Source organism: Mycobacterium sp. Root135 (assembly GCF_001426545.1).
GTDB lineage: Bacteria > Actinomycetota > Actinomycetes > Mycobacteriales > Mycobacteriaceae > Mycobacterium.
Genome location: NZ_LMEZ01000007.1, coordinates 141,548 through 160,360, shown reverse-complemented (window position 1 = coordinate 160,360; position 18,813 = coordinate 141,548). Strand labels below are relative to the sequence as shown.

Genomic DNA, 18,813 nt, shown 5'->3' with positions numbered 1-18,813 from the left:
ACGAACGTCGGTTCCGTCACGCGGGCAGGCAGGGGTTCGGATGCCCGGTCAGGCCGAGCGCGGTGATCTGCCGGACACCGTGTTCGAACCCGCAGACCGCGATCGACGCGGCCGCCATGGACACCCTGATGCCCTCGGAGATCGGCAGTTCAATCCACCGAGTCATGACCGACCGCGAGAAGTGTCCGTGCCCGACGAACACCACGTCGCGCGACTCCATGTGCGACAGCGCGAGGGCCACGGCACGGTCGGCGCGTTCACTGACCGCGTCGGTGCTCTCGCCGCCGGGGCAGCCGTACTTCCACACCGTCCAGTCCGGGGTGGTCTCGCGGATCTCGGGGGTGGTCAGTCCCTCGTAGTCGCCGTAGTCCCACTCGGCCAGGACCGGGTTCACCTCGTCGACGCTCAAGCCGGCCAGCTCGGCGGTGACCAGTGCGCGATGTCGCGGGCTGCACACCACCAGCGGGTCGCGCAGTTGCAGGTCGGCGAGGGCATCCCTGGCGAGGGTGGCCTGCTGGCGGCCCTCGTCGGTGAGTTCCAAATCGGTGCGTCCGGTGTGCTTGCCGCTCTTGGACCACTCGGTCTCACCGTGTCGCAGCAACAGAAGGCGATAGCTCTCGACACTCACACCGCGATTGTGCCGCACGCGCCCTTCGTGGTTGCGCGTGCCAGGATGAACACATATCTAGGGCGAGCGAAGCGACGGGAACATATGACGCGAGTACTGGCAGTCGCCAATCAAAAGGGCGGGGTTGCCAAGACGACGACGGTGGCGTCGTTGGGCGCGGCGATGGCCGAGCAGGGCCGACGCGTGCTGCTCGTCGACCTCGACCCACAGGGATCGCTGACGTTCTCCCTCGGCCACGACCCCGACAAGCTGGCGGTGTCCATCCACGAGGTGCTGCTTGGTGACGTGGAGCCCGACACCGCGCTGCTCGAAACGCCGGAGGGCATGACGCTGCTGCCCGCCAACATCGACCTGGCCGGTGCCGAGGCGATGTTGTTGATGCGGGCCGGGCGGGAGTACGCCTTGAAGCGGGCGCTGGCCAAGATCGGTGACCGGTTTGACGTCGTCATCGTCGACTGCCCGCCGTCACTGGGCGTGCTGACCCTCAACGGCTTGACCGCCGCCGACGACGTCATCGTGCCGCTGCAGTGCGAGACGCTCGCACACCGAGGCGTCGGGCAGTTCCTGCGGACCGTCGACGACGTCCAGCAGATCACCAATGCCGACCTGGTTCTGCTGGGCGCGCTACCTACCCTGTACGACTCGCGGACCACCCACAGTCGCGACGTGATCCTCGACGTCGTCGACCGCTATCAGTTGCCGGTGCTCGCCCCGCCGATCCCGAGAACGGTGCGCTTCGCCGAGGCGAGCGCGTCGGGCGCCTCGGTGCTGGCGGGTCGAAAGAACAAGGGCGCCATGGCTTATCGCGAGCTTGCCGGCTCGCTGCTGAAGCACTGGAAGTCGGGCAAGGCGCTGCCGACGTTTACCCCAGAGGTGTAGTCAGGCCAATGCGACGAGGGTGTCGCCGCGTTGCTCGAGCACGGTGGTGCCCGCGACGTTGGGGATGACGGCACTCTGACTCGGCGGGCGCTGCACGGCGATGTGCGATTCGCCGGCGCCGGTCTCGGGGTTGAAGACGTCGTAGCCGGAGGTGACGGGAACCAGGAGCCGTCCCGCCATCAGGGTCGCGGGGCCGACCGGGGCCTGCCCGTTGACCGGTGTCACGGTGTACTTGTACTTCAGGCCGTTGGCCTCGAAGACCATCACGGCGTCGCCGGTCCACCACGTGACCAGGTCACCGGCGCGCGACGCGACGGCACCAGACGACACCGGCCCCGGTAGCGCTGTGCTGGAGATGGTCGTGCCCGTGTCGTCGACGACGTTGACGACGGGCGTTGGCGTCGGAAGGTAGACCGCCGTCGTGGTGTCGGAGACGGCGATCACGCGCGCGTCGGAGTCGGCGGGCACACCGGGCAGCTGGACGATCTTGGTGGTGGGTTCGTCTTCCTGGTCGGCGGGGACGAGGAGGGTGAGGCGCAGGTCCGCCTGGCCGGGGCACTTCTGCAGCACCGACACCGCGGTCGAACTCGCGGCCGCGGACACCATGCCGCAGAGCGGTTGGGCGGGCACGTCGGGCTTGATCCTGGCGTCGAGCGTGCCGTACCCGATCATCCGGACCATGTCGGAGCGCCAGAGCTCGATGCGGCTGTCACCGGCCGACAACACCGTGGATCCGTCCGAGGACAGTGTCACGGCCGGATCGGCGTACGCGGTCCGGGAGTAGTGCCGACGCCCGGTCTGCCCGTCGATGGTCGTCACCTGTCCACAGCCCCGGTCGTCGGGGTAGACCGCGACGGCGTCGTTGTAGACGTAGGTGACGCCGCACAGCGGCACCCCGCGGGCATAGCTCCACAGCACGTTTCCGGTGGCCGGGTCTCGCCCGTCGACCTCGGTCCCGTCGCCGGTGACGACGGAACCGCCCGCGACGACGGGCCTGCTCGTCTTCGGGCTGGCGGCCGTCCACGCTTCCCGCAGTGACGTCGGGATGTCGCGTGCCGCCTTCAGCGCGGGGACCGGCTCGGCGGCGGGCTTGCTCAGCGTCGCCCTGGCGTCACTGCTCCACCAGATCAAGCCTGCGGCAACGGCGATGACCACGACGATCGCAGCGGCCACCAGCAGGTCGCCCCTGGTGCGGCGTTCCGGCGGGCAGGAGCGCAGCGACCGGGGGATCTTCACTGCTTGAACCATCGGGTCCGGTCAGCTGGCGGTGGTCGGCGCGGACGTGCTGGGACGACGGCGCCTGCGGCGACGCTTGGCCGGGCCTGTCGAGTCGCCAGCGGGTGCCGTCTCGGTGTCGCCGGACGCCGAGGTGGACTGGCCGGCCTCGGTGGTCTCGACCGTTTCTGTCGTCGACTTGGCGGCGCCGCGGGTGCGCTGCCGGGTGCGGTCACGATCCCGGTTGCGGGCGGGCCGATCACTGCTGCTCTCGCGCGTTTCACCGTCGCGGGACTCGCGCTTGGGGCGGTCCTTGGACTCGGGGGAGCGCGGCCCGCGACCGATCGAGCCGGTGGCTTCGGCGGGGATCTTCATCTCTTCGTACAGATGCTGGGAGCTGGAGTACGTCTCGAGGGGATCGGGGTTCTCAAGGCCCAGGGCCTTGTCGATCATCGTCCAGCGGGGCAGCTCGTCCCAGTCGACGAGGGTGACCGCGATGCCGGTCTTGCCCGCGCGGCCGGTGCGGCCGATGCGGTGGACGTAGGCCTGCTCATCCTCGGGAATCTGGTAGTTGATCACGTGGGTGATGTCGTCGATGTCGATGCCGCGGGCGGCGACGTCGGTGGCGACGAGAACGTCCACGTCACCGTTGCGGAAGCCCTTGAGCGCCTTCTCGCGAGCGGCCTGGCCGAGGTCGCCGTGCACGGCGCCGACCTTGAAGCCGCGTTCGGCGAGTTCGTCGGCGACCTTCTGGGCGGTGCGCTTGGTGCGAGTGAAGATCATCGTCGCGCCGCGGCCGTCGGCCTGGAGGATGCGCGCGACCATTTCGACCTTGTCGAGGGCGTGGGCGCGGTAGGCGAACTGCTCGGTGCTGTCGTGGGTGGCGTTCGAGTGCGGTGCCTCGGCACGAATGTGCGTCGGCTGGTTCATGAACGTGCGCGCCAGCGTGATGATCGGATCGGGCATCGTCGCCGAGAACAGCATCGCCTGCCGGTCGTCGGGGGTTTGCTTGAGGATGCGCTCGATGTCGGGAAGGAAGCCGAGGTCGAGCATCTCGTCGGCCTCGTCGAGTACCAACACCGAGAGGCCGCCGAGCTGAAGGTGGCCCTGCTGGGCGAGGTCGAGCAGCCGGCCGGGGGTGCCGACGACGACGTCGACGCCGCGCTGGAGGGCTTCGATCTGCGACTCGTAGGGGCGGCCGCCGTAGATGGAGGTGACGGCCATCTTTCGGTCGCCGACGCGGAGATACTTCGCGGCGTTGGCGAGGTCTTCGTAAACCTGGATGCACAGCTCGCGGGTGGGCACGACGATGAGTGCGCGGGGGATGCCGGTGAGCGGCCGCGTCTCGTCGGTGACGATCCGGTGCAGCAGCGGTACGCCGAAGGCGAAGGTCTTGCCCATGCCGGTGCGGGCCTGACCGATGAGGTCGTTACCGGTCAGCGCGAGGGGGAGGGTCAGTTCCTGGATGGCGAAGGTGTGTTCGATGCCGCCTTCGGCCAGCGCGCGCACGATTTCCTCGCGCACACCGAGTTCGGCGAAGGTGGTGGTCTTGGGGGCTGCCTCGGGGGCTTCGACGACGACGACGATGTCGGGGGTCGCAGCGTCGGATTCCGGGCCGTTGGGGTTTGTGGTGAGTGAAGTCATGCGTTTGCCGACGTAACCTTTCGTTTGTCAATCTCGCGGCGTCCACACGCGCACACGAGTTCGACGAAGGAACGTTGGGGGCCTCGGCTTCGGTGAGAAGCGGACCGACACGTGCACGCACATTTCTTGGTAGCAGCGGGTAAGAAACGTGCCGCTTCCGTCATCCATGATAGCTGGCCGGTAATCCGGTGCGGTCGCCGCGCCGACCGGCGTGCCTGGCCCGTCTAGAGTCGACCCATGACTCCGACGCAGCCTGGGGCCTCGCCCGAGCAGACGGTGACCCCCACGCCGGCGCGGCATGCGGGCGTCGACCAGCTGTTCGCACTCCTGGCCTACGGCGAGGTGGCCGCCTTCTACCGGCTCACCGACGAGGCGCGGATGGCGCCGAACTTGGCGGGCCGGATCAACATGGCCAGCATGGCGGCGGCCGAGATGAACCACTACGAGATCCTTCGTGAGGCGCTGGCCAAGCGCGGCGTCGACATCGTCCCCGCGATGACCAGGTATGCCTCGGCGCTGGAGAACTATCACCGCCTCACCACGCCGAGCACGTGGCTCGAGGCGTTGGTGAAGACCTACATCGGTGACGCCCTGGCCGCCGACTTCTACCTCGAGATCTCCGACGCGCTACCCGAGGACGCGGCCGACGTCGTGCGCGCGGTGCTGTCGGAGACGGGGCACTCGCAGTTCGTCGTCGCCGAGGTCAAGGCCGCGGTCACCGCCAGCGACAAGCAGCGCCATCGGCTTGCGCTGTGGTCGCGGCGGCTGCTCGGCGAGGCCATCACGCAGGCGCAGTACGTGCTCGCCGAGCACGACGAGCTGGTCGACTTCGTCGTGTCCAGCGGTGAGGGCATTGGTCGGCTGACCGAATTCTTCGACCGCCTGCAGAACACCCACAACGCCAGGATCCGGGAGCTCGGTCTCGCCTGACGCCGTGGGTCGGGTCGCTACCTGGTGCAGGTGGCGATCATCGAGTTGCTGTTCTGGGCGACAAGGGGGGTGCCGTTGGCATCGGTGACCGAGCAGTTCAGCTGACCGGTCAGGCTGGTCGCGGTGACCGACGTCAACTCCACGCCCGGATCGAGCGTCACGGATCGCACCCACGGCAGCGCGACGTTGAACTGCGTCTGAAGGGCGCCCTGGCCGTCGGTGTAGACCACCGTGACCAGGTCCAGCAGAGATCGGGTGCCCGTCACCTGATAGGTGACGGTGCGTGGCGAGACGGCCGGGACAGGCGCACCTTCGGCGGGTGCCGGTCCGGCTGCGGCTGGTGGTCCGGCGACGACGGGTGGGCTCGGGGCGACGGTGGTGACGGTCTCCGGTGACAGTGAGGCGACGGGCGGCGGGGGAGGCGCCGACGTGACGACCGACGGGGCCTTCGTGATCGAGCTGGGGGCCGCATCCTGGGCTGCCGTGGTGGGTGTCGGTGCGGCGATCGTCTTGGACACCGATCCGCTGTCGCCTCCGCCGAGGATGACCACGGTGCAGATGATGGCGACTAGCAGGATCGCAGCTGCGACCCCGGCGACCCAGATCCACCGCCGGTCGATGGGTTCTTCGTACTCGTAGACGTCGTCGTCCAGGTAGTCGTCATGGCCGTCATAGGAGTCATAGGAGTCGTAGTCGTGGACCTCGCCGCTGCCGCCGGACGGCTGGCCGTACCCGTATCCGGATCGGTAGTCGTACCCGGATGACGAGCCGTAACCGGAATCAGGCCGGCGTCGGTACGCGGCGCCGCCGTCGACGATGTCCGTCTCGACGTCGGTGAACCCGCCCGGCCGAGGGCCACGGGTGCTGGTCGCTCCGGCGTTGCGTGCCGTCGTCGATGTCCTCGAAGTCCTCGAATACGTTCCGTAAGGCCTGTCCATTACCGCTATCCCGTGAGTCGTTTCATGGTTGTCAGGCGATGCTAACGAGGCTCAAGTGACGCACGAGGTTGACGCGCCTGGGGTCAGATCACGGTCCGGCCTCGGTTGGCTCACGGCCCGTGACGTACCGCGCCGAACCGGTCGGCGCTGCGCTGTCCGCGAAGTGCCGCCACCGCAAGCGCGCGCTGAGCACACCGTCCACTAGCCTGCTCAAGGGAAAGACCATCGAAGGGAAGGGTTCACGTGGAGGTCAAGATCGGCATCACCGACAGTCCGCGCGAGCTGGTGCTCCAAAGCGCGTCCACCCCTGTTGAGGTGGAGGAGCTGGTGACGGCGGCGCTCGGCAAGGACTCGGGCGTGCTCGCGCTGACCGACGAAAAGGGTCGTCGCTACCTGATTCAGAACACCAGGATCGCCTACGTCGAGATCGGCGCCGCCGACTCGAGGCGAGTCGGCTTCGGTATCGGAGCGACGGCCGCGGCGGTCGCCGACAAGCTCAGCTAGAAGCGGGTCAGCGGCACGTGTGACAGTCCGCCCCAGGCGAACTGCACCGTGCCGTCGACCGCGGCCTCCTTGGAGATGGGGCGGTCGGAGTTGAGCCAGTAGCGCGCGCAGTCCACGCTCGTCGACACCAGGCCCACGGCGATCATCCTGGCCCGGTGCGCTTCGAGCCCGGAATCGCTGCTGATCAGTTCGAACACGGCGTCGGTGCACGCCTCGGTGGCCACCTTGACCTGAGCCGACACCTGCGGCTCGGTCACGTAGTCGTTTTCGAAGATCAGCCGGTAGCCCTGGCCGTCGTGCTCGATGAAGTCGAAGAACGCCCCCACCGCGGCGCGGAGCCGCTGACGGTTGTCGGTGGTGGTGCGCAACGCCTGCTGGACACCGGTCACCAGGTTGTCGACGTGGCGTTCCAAGACCGCCAGGTACAACTCGAGCTTCGACGAGAAGTGTTGATACAGAACCGGTTTGCTGACGCCCGCACGGTCGGCAATCTCGTCCATGCCCGCGGCGTGGTAGCCACGGTCGACGAAGACCTCACTGGCGGCGACCAGAAGTTGCCCACGTCGCTCGTCGCGGGGCAGACGATTTCCGCGCCGATTTCCGCTGGTGGCCGCTCCGGTCGAACCGTCGCCACCTGCGGACTGGGCACCCTTCCTCTCGGCGATGTCGCTCACCACTCCTCTGTCAGGATTTGGTACTGCGGCCCGTTGCGGGCCGCCCCGTTGGGAGCCGTTTATCCGGCTGGTCATCGATCCGACACTACTACCGGTGGCCGAGGCCGCGTGTCATCTGAGGCAGTGGGCGGGTGGCGCGCCACAGCCTCTCCTCGGCATGGCTGTGCCATTCTGGTGCGGTGACCTACGACCCGGGGCGTCGCGGGGGCGAGCGCAGCGACGGGAATTTCGCAGGTGGCGGCCGTCAGCCCGTGCTGCGCAACGAGTTCAGGGAACCGTTGCGCGCGCAGCGCGACCCGTTGGCCGAAGCCGGCGGGCGGGTGCGCTCCAACCGAGACGACCATCAGCGCTGGCGTAAACAGTCCTGGCTGGGACGTTTCGTCTCCACCTACGGGTGGCGCGCTTACGCCCTTCCGGTCCTGGCCGTCATCACCGTTCTGGTGGTCTACCAGGCCGTTACCGGAACCACCGCGCCAAAGCCGGTCGTCGCCGAAGGTCCCGTCCAGGGTCCGCCGACCATCGGCGCCACGGGCACCGGGATCATCGGCGCCCCGCCGAAGGGCATGACGCAGTTCGACGCGAATCTGCCGACCGGAATCCTTCCCGAAGGCGGCCCGTTCACCGAGGCGGGCGCCAAGACGTGGCACCTGGTCCCCGGGTCGACGCCCAAGGTAGGGGTGGGCACCACCAAGTCGTTCACCTACACCGTCGAGGTGGAGGACGGCGTCGACACCGCGGCCATCGGAGGCGACGAGGCGTTCGCCCGGATGGTCAGCGAAACCCTGGCCAACCCAAAGAGCTGGACCCACGATGCCCAGATCGCCTTCACCCGCATCGACGATCCGTCGCAGACACCGGACTTCCGGGTGTCGCTGACGTCGCCGATGACGGTGCGCGAGGGCTGCGGGTACGACATCCCGCTCGAGGCGTCCTGCTACAACCCGGCCTATTTGAGCGACCAGTCCCGCGTGTTCGTCAACGAGGCGCGCTGGGTGCGCGGTGCCGTCCCGTTCCAGGGCGACATCGGTTCCTACCGCCAGTACCTGATCAACCACGAGGTCGGTCACGCCATCGGGTATCAGAAGCACGAGCCGTGCGCCGAGAACGGTGCGTTGGCCCCGGTGATGATGCAGCAGACGTTCTCGACCAGCAACGACGACGACGCGCGCTTCGATCCGGAGTCGGTCCAGGCTGACGGCAAGACCTGTCGGTTCAACCCCTGGCCCTACCCAATCGCCTGACCCCCCTTCCCGCGAGCGTGCGAGTCTGCGGGCGACACGCCGGGCGAATTCCGAAGTTCAGGCACGCTCACGCCCGCTCGAAAGTGATTACCGTTGAGGCGACGAGCCTGGTGTGATCGTCACGAGGTTTCACGTCGACTCGAGGGGCGGCCCGTTGTCCACTTCGCTACCACCGTTGGTTGAGCCTGCGTCAGAGCTCACCCGCGACGAGGTCGCCCGCTACAGCCGTCACCTGGTCATGCCCGACCTCGGCGTCGACGGTCAGAAGCGTCTCAAGAATGCGCGCGTCCTGGTGATCGGTGCCGGCGGACTGGGCTCGCCTGCCCTGTTGTACCTGGCCGCCGCCGGCGTGGGCACCATCGGCATCGTGGAGTTCGACGTCGTCGACGAGTCGAACCTGCAGCGCCAGATCATCCACGGTCAGTCCGACGTCGGCCGCCCCAAGGCCCACAGCGCCCGTGACTCGATCGCCGAGATCAACCCGCTGGTGACGGTGCGGCTGCACGAGATCCGGCTCGAAGCCGACAACGCCGTCGACCTGTTCGAGCAGTACGACCTGATCGTCGACGGCACCGACAACTTCGCGACCCGCTATCTGGTCAACGACGCCGCGGTGCTGGCGGGCAAGCCGTACGTCTGGGGTTCCATCTACCGCTTCCAGGGCCAGGTGTCGGTGTTCTGGGAGAACGCCCCCGACGGGCGGGGCCTCAACTACCGCGACCTGTATCCAGACCCGCCGCCCCCCGGCACCGTCCCGTCGTGCGCCGAGGGCGGCGTGCTCGGCATCCTGTGCGGCTCGATCGCGTCGGTGATGGGCACCGAGGCGATCAAGCTGATCACTGGCATCGGCGAGACGTTGCTCGGCCGACTGATGATCTACGACGCGCTGGACATGACCTACCGCACCATCGGCATCCGCAAGGACCCCGAGACGCCAGCGATCACCGCGCTGGTCGACTACGACGAATTTTGCGGTGTGGTGTCCGAGGCCGCGGTCGACGCGTCCGTCGACTCCACCGTCACGCCTCGCGAACTGCGCGACATGCTGGACTCCGGTCGGCGGATCGCGTTGATCGACGTCCGCGAGCCCGTGGAGTGGGCCATCAACCACATCGACGGCGCCGAGCTGATTCCAAAGTCGACGATCGACGCCGGCGACGGCCTGGCGAAGCTGCCGCACGACCGGACGCCGGTGCTCTACTGCAAGACCGGCATCCGCTCGGCCGAGGTGTTGGCGGCCGTGAAGGGCGCGGGTTTCGCCGATGCGGTGCACCTTCAGGGCGGAATCGTGGCGTGGGCGCGACAACTCGAACCCGACATGGTGATGTACTGACGGCTCGTTGGCCGGACCACGCCTTAGGCTGACCCTGTGAGTGCCGACATGCCGCCCGACCACGTCCTGGCGGCGTTTGGCCTGACGGGTGTTCGCCCCGTACCGCTCGGCTCGAGCTGGGAGGGTGGCTGGCGCTGCGGCGAAGTCGTGCTGTCGATGGTCGCCGAGCATGCCCGTGCGGGGTGGTCGGCGAAGGTCCGCGAAACGCTGTTCGTCGACGGAGTCCGCCTCGCCCGCCCCGTCCGCTCCACCGACGGCCGCTACGTCGTCGCCGGCTGGCGCGCCGACACGTTCGTCACCGGAACGCCGGAACCCCGCCACGACGAGGTCGTCTCGGCCGCGGTCCGCCTTCACGAAGCGACGGCGAAGCTGGAGCGCCCCCGGTTCCTGACGCAGCCCCCGTCGGTGCCGTGGTCCGACGTCGACGTGTTCGTCGCCGCCGACCGCGCCGCGTGGGAGGACCGTCCGTTGCACGGCCTGCCGCCCGGTGCCCGTGTCGCCCCCGGCGGCTCCGACGGGCAACGCTCGATCGAGCTGATCGCCCAGCTGGCCGCGTTGCGGCGACCGACGCGGAGCCCCAGCCAACTCGTCCACGGCGACCTGTACGGCACGGTGCTCTTCGCCGGGACCGCCGCCCCCGGCATCACCGACATCACGCCCTACTGGCGGCCGGCGTCCTGGGCGGCCGGGGTCGTCGTCGTCGACGCACTGGCATGGGGCGAGGCCGACGACGGTCTCGTCGAGCGATGGGCCCCGCTACCCGAGTGGCCGCAGATGTTGTTGCGCGCGTTGATGTTCCGGTTGGCCGTCCATGCGCTGCATCCGCGCTCGACCGCGGCGGCGTTCCCCGGCTTGGCGCGCACCGCGGCCCTGGTGCGCCTGATCCTGTAGGCGTCCCGCTCAGAACGCGTGCCGCACCTCGGCAAGCGGGACGCGGCCGTCCTTGGCGAGCACGCCCTCGGCGCGCAGCAGCTCGAGCTGGCGCGTCTCCAGATGTGGCGCTGGCCGCCCCGACGCCCGGATCACCCGGTGCCACGGCAGGTCCGACGAATCGGTCCGCATGATCCACGCGACGATTCGGGGACTGGGAAGCTCTGCGGCAGCGGCGATGTCGCCGTAGGTCGAGACCTTCCCGGCCGGTATCGAGGCCACCAGCGCGCGGACGGTCTCCACCTGCTCGTCGGTGATGGCGGCGATCGCTCAGCCCACCAGGTCGCGGATCAGCTGCGCGGATTCGGCGGGTCTGGCGAGCGGCACCATGTGATCGCAGTCGAGATCGACGAGGGTGAAGTCGGACCCCAAGTAGTGGCGCAACGTCGAGACGAGTCGATCGGTGACGTACGGGGGGTGGGTTCTCAGCGCCCGGACCACCGTCGTCGGCGTGCCCTTGGCGGGAACGGCGACGGGTCGCGCCAGCTCGCTCCAGTAGGACATGACCGCCGGGATGCCGATGCGCCAGCCGACCCGGCCGTTCGGCAACGTGATCAGGTGTTCGTCGAGTTCGCGCTCCAACTCGGCCGCGTCGACCTCACCCCACGACCCCGACTCCTTGTCCGCTCTCGCCTCGTCGCGGTCGGCGAAGTCCGGGGAATCCAGCATGGCGTCGGCGATCTCGCGCATCCACCCGCCGTCGAGGCCCACCGCGGGGTCCAGGAGCACGAGCCCCGCGACGAGGTCGGGCCTGGTCGCGGCGAGGCGCAGCGCGACGGCGCCGCCGAAGGAGTGGGCGACCACCCAGACCGGCCCGTCGGCGTCGGTCTCGAGCAGGTCGGCGAGTGCCTCGACGTTGGCGTCGATCGTCCATGGCGCCGCCCACGTCGACCGGCCGTGGCCGATCAGGTCGGGTGCCAGGATCGCGTACTCCGGGAGGTGCTGTACTGCCAGGTTCTCCCAGCGCTGCCCGTGCCCGGTCAAGCCGTGGAGAGCCAGAATTCGAGGCGGTTCCTGCGGGCCGAAGCGGCGCACGCTCAAGACGTCGTTCACGGCGTCGATGCTGCCAGCAGCCGGTCAGCGGGTGTTGTCGTACCCCCGTGATGACATGTCTCCATGCCCGCTTCCCGCATCGCACCGTCGCCCACCGTGCTGACCGATCCCGGTCTGCGTGGCACCGTGCGGTTGGTCGGCGGGCCGGGGACGGGGAAGACGTCGCTTCTGGTCGACGCGGCGGCGACGCGCATCGCGGCGGGTGTCGCACCGGAATCCGTTCTGCTGTTGACGGGTTCGGCGCGGCTCAGCGCCAAGGCTCGCGCCTTGGTGACGGCCACACTGCTCGAGAACGGCCCGTCGGCGGTGCGCGAACCGATGGTGCGCACCATCCACTCCTACGCCTTCGCGGTGTTGCGGCTCGCGGCGCAGCGCAACGGCGACCCGCCACCACGGTTGGTCACCAGCGCCGAGCAGGACGGCATCATCCGTGAGCTGCTCGCCGGTGACCTCGAGGATGGGCCCAACGCGTCGGTGATCTGGCCACGGCACCTCTTGCCTGCTCTCGGCACGGTGGGGTTCGCCAACGAATTGCGTGACCTGTTGGCGCGCTGCACCGAGCGGGGCGTGGAACCGGCTGTGCTGCAACGCATCGGCCGGCGTGCGGGTCACCCGGAGTGGGTGGCGGCGGGACAGTTCGCGCAGGTGTACGAGCAGGTGATGCTGCTGCGATCCGCGGTCGGGATGGCAGCACCGCAGGCCACGGTTCCTGCGCTTGGGGCCGCCGAGCTGGTGGGTGCGGCGCTGGACGCCTTCGCCGCCGACCCCGACCTGCTGGCCGCCGAGCGCGCCAGGATCCGGCTGCTCCTGGTCGACGACGCACAGAACCTGGACCCGCAGGCCGCCCTGCTGGTCCGGCTGCTGGCCGCCGGTGCCGAGCTGGCCGTCCTCGCCGGCGATCCGAACGAGTCGGTTTTCGGCTACCGCGGTGCGGACCCGGCCCTGCTCGGCGCGGGTGATCACCCGACGATCGTCCTCGGCGAGTCCCACCGGTGCGCCACCGCCATTGCGCGCGCCGTCACCGGCATCGCGAGTCGGCTCCCCGGCGTGGACGACGCCAGGCACCTGACCTCGGCCGACGACCGGGCGGGGTCGGTCGCCGTGCGGATCGCCGCCTCCGAGCGTGCCGAAGCGGCGGTGATCGCCGACGCGCTGCGCCGCGCGCATCTGGTCGACGGGGTGCCATGGTCACAGATGGCGGTCGTCGTCCGGTCGGTGCCGCGGGTGGGTGCGGGGTTGGCGCGGGCCTTGACGGTGGCGGGCGTGCCCGTCGCACAGCAGGGTTCAATCGGTCCGCTGGTCGAACAACCCGCCGTGGCCGCGTTGTTGACGGTGCTCGACGTGGTCGTCGACGGTCTGGACGGCGACCGGGCGCTGGCGCTGCTGACCGGTCCGATCGGCAGGGTGGACCCGGTGTCGCTGCGGCAACTTCGTCGCACGTTGCGTCGGGTGGACGCGAGTAGCCCACCGCGGGAGTTCGCCGATCTGCTGGTCGACGCCCTCGACCTGCGCCGGCCCGTCGCCGGTGACGTGCCCGACCAGTTGGCCAGGGCGCTGAAGCTGGTGCGCAAGGTGCTGGCCGCCGCGACCCGCAGCGAGGCCGAGGGGCTCGATCCCCGGTTCACGCTGTGGCAGGCGTGGCATCAGACCGGTTTGCAGCGGCGGTGGCTGGCCGCCGCTGAGAGGGGCGGCACGTCGGGGATCCAGGCGGGCCGCGACCTCGACGGCGTGACCGCGCTGTTCGACGTGGCGGAGCAGTACGTCACCCACACGACCGGGGCGTCGACGACGGGTTTCGTCGACCACGTGCGGTCGATGGTGCTGCCGGTCGGCGGTGACGATTCGGACGGTGACGGTGAGGCGGTCGCGCTGTTGTCGGCCCACGCGTCGCTGGGTCGGGAGTGGGACTTCGTCGTCGTCGCAGGACTGCAGGAAGGGTTGTGGCCCAACGTCGTTCCGCGCGGGGGAGTGCTGGGCACCCAGCAACTCGTCGACGTCCTCGACGGCATCGCCGACGGCACGTCCACCAGGGCCCCGCTGCTCGCCGAGGAGCGCAGGCTGCTGATCGCCGCACTCGGCAGGGCGCGCTCGCGGGTCTTGGTGACGGCAGTTGACGGCGACGAGGGCGACGATGCGATGATGCCGTCCCCGTTCTGCGACGAACTCGCCGCGTTGGCAACCGAGTCGCCCGCCGCCGACGCCGAGCCGCTGCGCGCGCCACGCGTCCTGGCCCCCGCGGCGGTGGTCGGCAGGTTGCGGGCGGTGGTCTGCGCACCGGATGGCATCGTGGCAGACGACGTGCGTGCTTGTGCGGCAAGGCAATTGGCGCGATTGGCCGAGGTTGGAGTGCCGGGGTCGGCTCCGGTGCAGTGGTACGCCACCACGACGATGTCGACCGAGCAGCCGCTGTGGTCGGGCGACGAACACGTCGTGACGCTGTCACCGTCGACCTTGCAGACGCTGTCGGACTGTCCCCTGCGGTGGCTGCTGGAACGGCACGGGGGCGACGACGGTCGCGACGTCCGGTCGGCCCTCGGCACGCTGGTTCACGCGCTGGTGTCGGACGGGGAGAAGTCGGAGGGTCAGATGCTGGCCGAACTCGAATCGGTGTGGGACGAGCTTCCCTTCGACGCCGCGTGGTTCGCGGCCAACGAGCTGACTCGCCACCAGGCGATGTTGACGGCGTTCCTCGAGTGGCGTGCCCAGACCCGTCACGAGCTCACCGAGGTGGGCACCGAAGTGGACGTGGAGGGTGTCGTCGCGCCGGGCGTGCGGGTCCGTGGCCGGGTCGACAGGTTGGAGCGCGACGCCGAGGACAGGCTCGTCGTGGTGGACGTCAAGACCGGCAAGAGTCCGGTCAGCAAGGACGACGCCCAGCAGCACGCGCAGCTTGCGATGTACCAGTTGGCCATCGCGGAAGGCGTTCTGCCGCAAGGTGACCAGGCCGGGGGCGGTCGGCTGGTCTACCTCGGCAAGATCGGGGTGGCGGGGGCCGCCGAACGCGACCAGAACTCGATGACCGCCGACGGGCACGACGAGTGGCAGGATCGCATCCGGCAGGCCGCGGACGCGACACAGGGTCCCGAATTCGTGGCGCGCGTCAACGACGGGTGTGTGCACTGTCCGGTGCGGGCGACGTGTCCGGCCCAGGCGGCGCTGGGAGGCCGGTCGTGACCGATCGCTACAGCCCGGCCGAATTGGCCGACGCGCTCGGCATCTTCGCGCCCACCGAGGAACAAGCCGCGGTGATCGCCGCGCCGCGTGGTCCGCTGGTGGTGATCGCGGGCGCGGGGGCGGGCAAGACCGAGACCATGGCTGCCCGCGTGGTGTGGCTGGTCGCCAACGGGTACGCACGCCCCGGCGAAGTCCTCGGGCTGACGTTCACCCGCAAGGCGGCGGGTCAGCTTCTCCGTCGTGTCCGCACCCGGCTGGCGCGCCTCGCGGGTGCGGGTCTGGTGCCCGGTGAGCGGGCGGAGGTCGACGAGCATCCGGCGATCGGCACCTATCACGCCTTCGCAGGAACGCTGCTGCGCGAGCACGGACTGCTGCTTCCGGTCGAGCCGTCGACCCGACTGATCGGCGCAACCGAGTTGTGGCAGTTGGCCTTTCGCGTGGTATGCGACCATCCCGAACTCGACACCGAGAAGTCGCCGGCCACCATCACCGGGATGGTGCTGCGGTTGGCCGGCCAGCTGGCCGAGCACCTAGTCGACACCGATCAGCTGCGGGACACCCACGTGGAGCTGGAGCGGCTGGTGCACACGCTGCCCGCCGGTCCCCGGCAGCGCGACACGGGTCCCAACCAGTCGCTGCTGAAGATGCTGACCGTGCAGTCCGAACGCACCTTGCTCGTGCCCATGATCGACGCGCTGCACGAGCGGATGCGCGCGGAGAACGTAATGGACTTCGGCATGCAGATGGCGGCGGCCGCCCGACTTGCCGCGACGGTCCCTCAGGTCGGCGAGCAGCTGCGGCAGCGCTACCGGGTGGTGCTGCTCGACGAGTACCAGGACACGGGCCATGCCCAGCGCGTGGCGCTGTCGGCGTTGTTCGGCGGCGGCGTGGACGACGACCTCGCCCTGACCGCGGTTGGTGACCCGATCCAGTCGATCTACGGCTGGCGCGGCGCGTCGGCGACCAACCTCCCTCGGTTCACCACCGATTTCTGCCACTCGGACGGCTCGCCGGCGCCGACGCTGGAGCTACGCACCAGTTGGCGCAATCCACCAAGCGCCCTGCACCTGGCCAACGCGGTCTCGATGGAGGCGCGGCGCCGGTCGGTGGCCGTCCGCGAACTGCTGCCCCGCCCCGGCGCGCAGCCGGGCACGGTCCGGTGCGCGCTGCAGAGCGACGTGAGCATCGAAAGGGATTGGCTCGCCGACCAACTCGCCGAGGTGTACCACGGGGCGGTCGACGCCGGCGATGACGTGCCGACGACTGCGGTGCTGGTGCGCCGCAACGCCGACGCGGCGCCCATCGCGGACGCGTTGACCGCTCGCGGCGTTCCCGTCGAGGTGGTCGGGGTGTCGGGCTTGCTGTCGGTGCCCGAGGTGGCCGACGTGGTCGCGATGCTGCGGCTGACCGCGGACCCCACGGCGGGGTCGGCGGCGGTCCGTGTGGTCACCGGGCCGCGCTGGCGGTTGGGCGCCGCCGACGTCACCGCGCTCTGGCGCCGGGCGGTGGAGCTGGACTCCGCAAGCAAGGTCACCGGTGACCGGTCGTCGACGACGCACATCGTCGCCTCCGCCAATCCCGACGCTGACAGTGCGTGTCTGGCCGACGCGATCTGCGATCCCGGCCACCCGGACCGCTATTCACCGGTGGGGTACGGCCGCATCGTGGCGCTGTGTCGCGAGCTCACCGCGTTGCGCGCGCAACTTCACCACCCGCTGCCCGACCTGATCGCCGAGATCCGGTGGATGCTGGGCGTGGACGCCGAAGTTCGCGCCACGCAGACGGTTTCGGCCGGGTGGTGTGGCACCGAACACCTCGACGCGTTCGCCGACGTCGTCGCCGAGTTTGCGGCGCGACCCTCGGCGTCGGTCGCCGGACTGCTCGCGTTCCTCGACGCCGCGATGGAGGTGGAGAACGGACTGGCCCCGGCCGAGATCACGGTGTCCAAGGACCGCGTCCAGATCCTCACCGTGCACGCCGCCAAGGGACTGGAGTGGCAGGTCGTCGCCGTTCCGCACCTGAGCGCCCGGGTGTTCCCGTCGACCGGCACGGCGCGGACCTGGCTGACCGACGCCGGCGACCTGCCGCCGCTGCTGCGGGGCGACCGCGCCGAGGTCTCCGAGCATGGCGTGCCCGTTCTCGACACCTCCGACGTCAACGACCGAAAGGCGTTGTCGGACAAGATCGCCGCGCATCGCAAGACCCTCGACCAGCGTCGGGTCGACGAGGAGCGACGACTGTTGTACGTGGCGCTCACCCGTGCCGAGGACACCCTGCTGTTGTCCGGTCATCACTGGGGCGCGACGGAGTCCAAGCCGCGCGGACCGTCGGACTTCCTGCTCGAGATCAAGGACGTGATCGACCAGGCCGCAGCCGCGGGGGACCCATGCGGGGTCGTCGAGCACTGGGCCGCTGCGCCTGCGGAGGGGGAGTCGAACCCGTTGCGCGACAACGTCGTCGAGCGCCTGTGGCCGGTCGACCCGGCTGGCGCCGATCGGGGCTTCGTCGACCGTGGCGTCGACCTCGTCGGACGGGCCATGTCGGAGCAGTCGACGCAGGTGCCCTCGGACGGGGTCGAGGAGGGCGACCTGGACGGCTGGGCGGCCGACGTCGACGCGCTGATCGCCGAACGCGAGTTGGCGCTGGTGCGGCCGGCGCCGGTGCTACCCGTGCAGTTGTCGGTGAGCGCGTTGGTGGACGTCGCCCGCGATCCCGACGGTGCGCTGCGGCGGCTGCAGCGTCGCGTGCCGGTTCGTCCGGACCCGCATGCGTTGCTCGGCACGGCCTTCCACGACTGGGTGCAGAGGTTCTTCCACGCCGAGCGACTGTTCGACCTCGAAGACCTGCCGGGTGCGGTCGACGGCGAGTTGGGGCTGGCGGAGGCGGAGCGTCTCGCCGAATTGCAGGCGGCCTTCGCGGTGTCGCCGTGGGCGGCCAGGACGCCGGTCGACGTCGAGGTGCCGTTCGACATGGTCATCGGCGGCACGGTCGTCCGCGGCAGAATCGACGCGGTGTTCGCCGACGACGACGGCGGGGTGACGGTGGTGGACTGGAAGACCGGCGATCCGCCGGCGACCGAGGAGGCGTTGCAGCAGAACGCCATTCAGCTCGCCGTCTACCGGCTGGCGTGGGCGGCGACGGCCGGGGTGTCACCCGACTTTGTGCGTACGGCATTCCACTACGTGCGCAGCGGTCGCACGGTGGCGCCCGACACCCTGCCCGACGCCGAGGAGCTGGCCGGGCTGCTCGGCGCCGCTACCGAGGAGCGGTGCGGTACACCTTGAGCGCCTGGGTGATCATCGGGATCTGCAGCGGCAGTCGGGCGATGGTCCCGATCCGGGCGGGCCAGCCCTTGTTCCACAGCACCCGCACCGAATTGAGGTTCGCGGGGAACACCCCGACGTACAACGCGATTGCGGCGATCGCACCGACACGGCGCGTGCGCGGGGCGATCAGCAAGGCGCCCGTCGCGGCCTCGGCGACGCCGGAGGCCAGCGTGTAGAACCGCGCGCTGCCCGGCAATTCCGCCGGGACGATGGTGTCGAACGGCTTCGGCGCGACGAAGTGCAGCACGCCCATGCCGACGAGCATCGCGCCCATCCGCTGGGCCGTGACCTGGCTAGGTGCGTTCTCGGATGATGCGGTGAGTGAGCTCATGGTTACATTGTGC

The 18,813-nt window shown here is 69.7% G+C and carries 16 protein-coding genes; 8 read left to right on the top strand and 8 right to left on the bottom strand.

From position 1 onward, the window contains the following. Nucleotides 1-16: 16 nt before the first annotated feature. Complete coding sequence (locus ASD37_RS20995; RefSeq protein WP_056555946.1) at nucleotides 17-628, bottom strand: acid phosphatase; 612 nt, start codon at nucleotides 626-628, stop codon at nucleotides 17-19. Between the two features lie 84 nt (nucleotides 629-712). Here ASD37_RS20995 and ASD37_RS20990 point away from each other — a divergent pair, with 84 nt between their 5' ends. Further along, nucleotides 713-1,507, top strand: a complete 795-nt coding sequence (locus ASD37_RS20990; RefSeq protein WP_056555942.1) for a ParA family protein — start codon at nucleotides 713-715, stop codon at nucleotides 1,505-1,507. Here the strand turns inward: ASD37_RS20990 and ASD37_RS20985 are convergent, their stop codons facing one another. Next, nucleotides 1,508-2,743, bottom strand: coding sequence for a PQQ-binding-like beta-propeller repeat protein (locus tag ASD37_RS20985; RefSeq protein WP_235568493.1), 1,236 nt, complete (start codon nucleotides 2,741-2,743; stop codon nucleotides 1,508-1,510). It abuts the gene before it with no gap. Nucleotides 2,744-2,764: 21 nt separating this feature from the next. Then, a complete protein-coding gene (locus tag ASD37_RS20980; RefSeq protein ID WP_082570313.1) occupies nucleotides 2,765-4,366 on the bottom strand; it encodes a DEAD/DEAH box helicase in 1,602 nt (533 codons plus the stop codon). Nucleotides 4,367-4,603: 237 nt separating this feature from the next. On the opposite strand from ASD37_RS20980, the gene ASD37_RS20975 reads away from it, so the two are divergent. Further along, on the top strand, nucleotides 4,604-5,296 hold the full coding sequence (locus ASD37_RS20975) for a ferritin-like fold-containing protein (RefSeq protein ID WP_056555936.1): 693 nt from the start codon (nucleotides 4,604-4,606) through the stop codon (nucleotides 5,294-5,296). A gap of 17 nt (nucleotides 5,297-5,313) precedes the next feature. On the opposite strand, the gene ASD37_RS20970 is transcribed toward ASD37_RS20975, so the two are convergent. Beyond that, the gene (locus tag ASD37_RS20970; RefSeq protein WP_056555932.1) at nucleotides 5,314-6,234 is read right to left on the bottom strand and encodes a hypothetical protein; all 921 of its coding nucleotides are present in this window, start codon (nucleotides 6,232-6,234) and stop codon (nucleotides 5,314-5,316) included. A 243-nt stretch (nucleotides 6,235-6,477) separates the two neighbouring features. Here ASD37_RS20970 and ASD37_RS20965 point away from each other — a divergent pair, with 243 nt between their 5' ends. Next, nucleotides 6,478-6,738, top strand: coding sequence for a DUF3107 domain-containing protein (locus ASD37_RS20965; protein ID WP_056555929.1), 261 nt, complete (start codon nucleotides 6,478-6,480; stop codon nucleotides 6,736-6,738). Here the strand turns inward: ASD37_RS20965 and ASD37_RS20960 are convergent. Continuing rightward, a complete protein-coding gene (locus ASD37_RS20960) occupies nucleotides 6,735-7,412 on the bottom strand; it encodes a TetR/AcrR family transcriptional regulator (protein ID WP_056557437.1) in 678 nt (225 codons plus the stop codon). The two genes, ASD37_RS20965 and ASD37_RS20960, sit on opposite strands and share 4 nt — an antisense overlap. Before the next feature lie 179 nt (nucleotides 7,413-7,591). Here ASD37_RS20960 and ASD37_RS20955 point away from each other — a divergent pair, with 179 nt between their 5' ends. The 3 genes from ASD37_RS20955 (at nucleotide 7,592) to ASD37_RS20945 (ending at nucleotide 10,877) form a co-directional block, all read left to right on the top strand. Continuing rightward, a complete protein-coding gene (locus ASD37_RS20955) occupies nucleotides 7,592-8,653 on the top strand; it encodes a DUF3152 domain-containing protein (RefSeq protein ID WP_056555926.1) in 1,062 nt (353 codons plus the stop codon). Nucleotides 8,654-8,807: 154 nt separating this feature from the next. Next, nucleotides 8,808-9,986 (top strand): adenylyltransferase/sulfurtransferase MoeZ, encoded by a 1,179-nt coding sequence (moeZ, locus tag ASD37_RS20950; protein WP_056557434.1) that lies wholly within the window; start codon nucleotides 8,808-8,810, stop codon nucleotides 9,984-9,986. 36 nt (nucleotides 9,987-10,022) lie between these two features. Next, complete coding sequence (locus tag ASD37_RS20945) at nucleotides 10,023-10,877, top strand: TIGR02569 family protein (protein ID WP_056555923.1); 855 nt, start codon at nucleotides 10,023-10,025, stop codon at nucleotides 10,875-10,877. A gap of 9 nt (nucleotides 10,878-10,886) precedes the next feature. Here ASD37_RS20945 and ASD37_RS20940 read toward each other — a convergent pair whose 3' ends face one another. Together ASD37_RS20940 and ASD37_RS20935 are read right to left on the bottom strand one after the other, a co-directional pair. Further along, nucleotides 10,887-11,183: an MGMT family protein gene (locus ASD37_RS20940; RefSeq protein ID WP_056555920.1), complete on the bottom strand. Its 297-nt coding sequence runs from the start codon at nucleotides 11,181-11,183 to the stop codon at nucleotides 10,887-10,889. A gap of 3 nt (nucleotides 11,184-11,186) precedes the next feature. Continuing rightward, nucleotides 11,187-11,969 carry an alpha/beta fold hydrolase gene (locus ASD37_RS20935; protein WP_056555916.1) on the bottom strand — a complete coding sequence of 261 codons (783 nt, stop codon included), beginning with the start codon at nucleotides 11,967-11,969 and terminating at the stop codon, nucleotides 11,187-11,189. Between the two features lie 63 nt (nucleotides 11,970-12,032). Here ASD37_RS20935 and ASD37_RS20930 point away from each other — a divergent pair, with 63 nt between their 5' ends. After that, nucleotides 12,033-15,143 carry an ATP-dependent DNA helicase gene (locus ASD37_RS20930; protein WP_056555913.1) on the top strand — a complete coding sequence of 1,037 codons (3,111 nt, stop codon included), beginning with the start codon at nucleotides 12,033-12,035 and terminating at the stop codon, nucleotides 15,141-15,143. After that, nucleotides 15,140-18,427, top strand: a complete 3,288-nt coding sequence (locus ASD37_RS20925; protein ID WP_082570363.1) for an ATP-dependent helicase — start codon at nucleotides 15,140-15,142, stop codon at nucleotides 18,425-18,427. Before ASD37_RS20930 ends, ASD37_RS20925 begins: the two co-directional genes overlap by 4 nt. On the opposite strand, the gene ASD37_RS20920 is transcribed toward ASD37_RS20925, so the two are convergent. Next, on the bottom strand, nucleotides 18,399-18,800 hold the full coding sequence (locus tag ASD37_RS20920; protein WP_056555910.1) for a hypothetical protein: 402 nt from the start codon (nucleotides 18,798-18,800) through the stop codon (nucleotides 18,399-18,401). The two genes, ASD37_RS20925 and ASD37_RS20920, sit on opposite strands and share 29 nt — an antisense overlap. Nucleotides 18,801-18,813 lie beyond the last annotated feature (13 nt).

Coding starts and splice junctions, on each gene's coding strand:
- ASD37_RS20990 (WP_056555942.1), top strand. CDS start 713: ATGACGCGAGTACTGGCAGTCGCCAATCAAAAGGGCGGGGTTGCCAAG.
- ASD37_RS20970 (WP_056555932.1), bottom strand. CDS start 6,234: ATGGACAGGCCTTACGGAACGTATTCGAGGACTTCGAGGACATCGACG.
- ASD37_RS20980 (WP_082570313.1), bottom strand. CDS start 4,366: ATGACTTCACTCACCACAAACCCCAACGGCCCGGAATCCGACGCTGCG.
- ASD37_RS20920 (WP_056555910.1), bottom strand. CDS start 18,800: ATGAGCTCACTCACCGCATCATCCGAGAACGCACCTAGCCAGGTCACG.
- ASD37_RS20930 (WP_056555913.1), top strand. CDS start 12,033: ATGCCCGCTTCCCGCATCGCACCGTCGCCCACCGTGCTGACCGATCCC.
- ASD37_RS20975 (WP_056555936.1), top strand. CDS start 4,604: ATGACTCCGACGCAGCCTGGGGCCTCGCCCGAGCAGACGGTGACCCCC.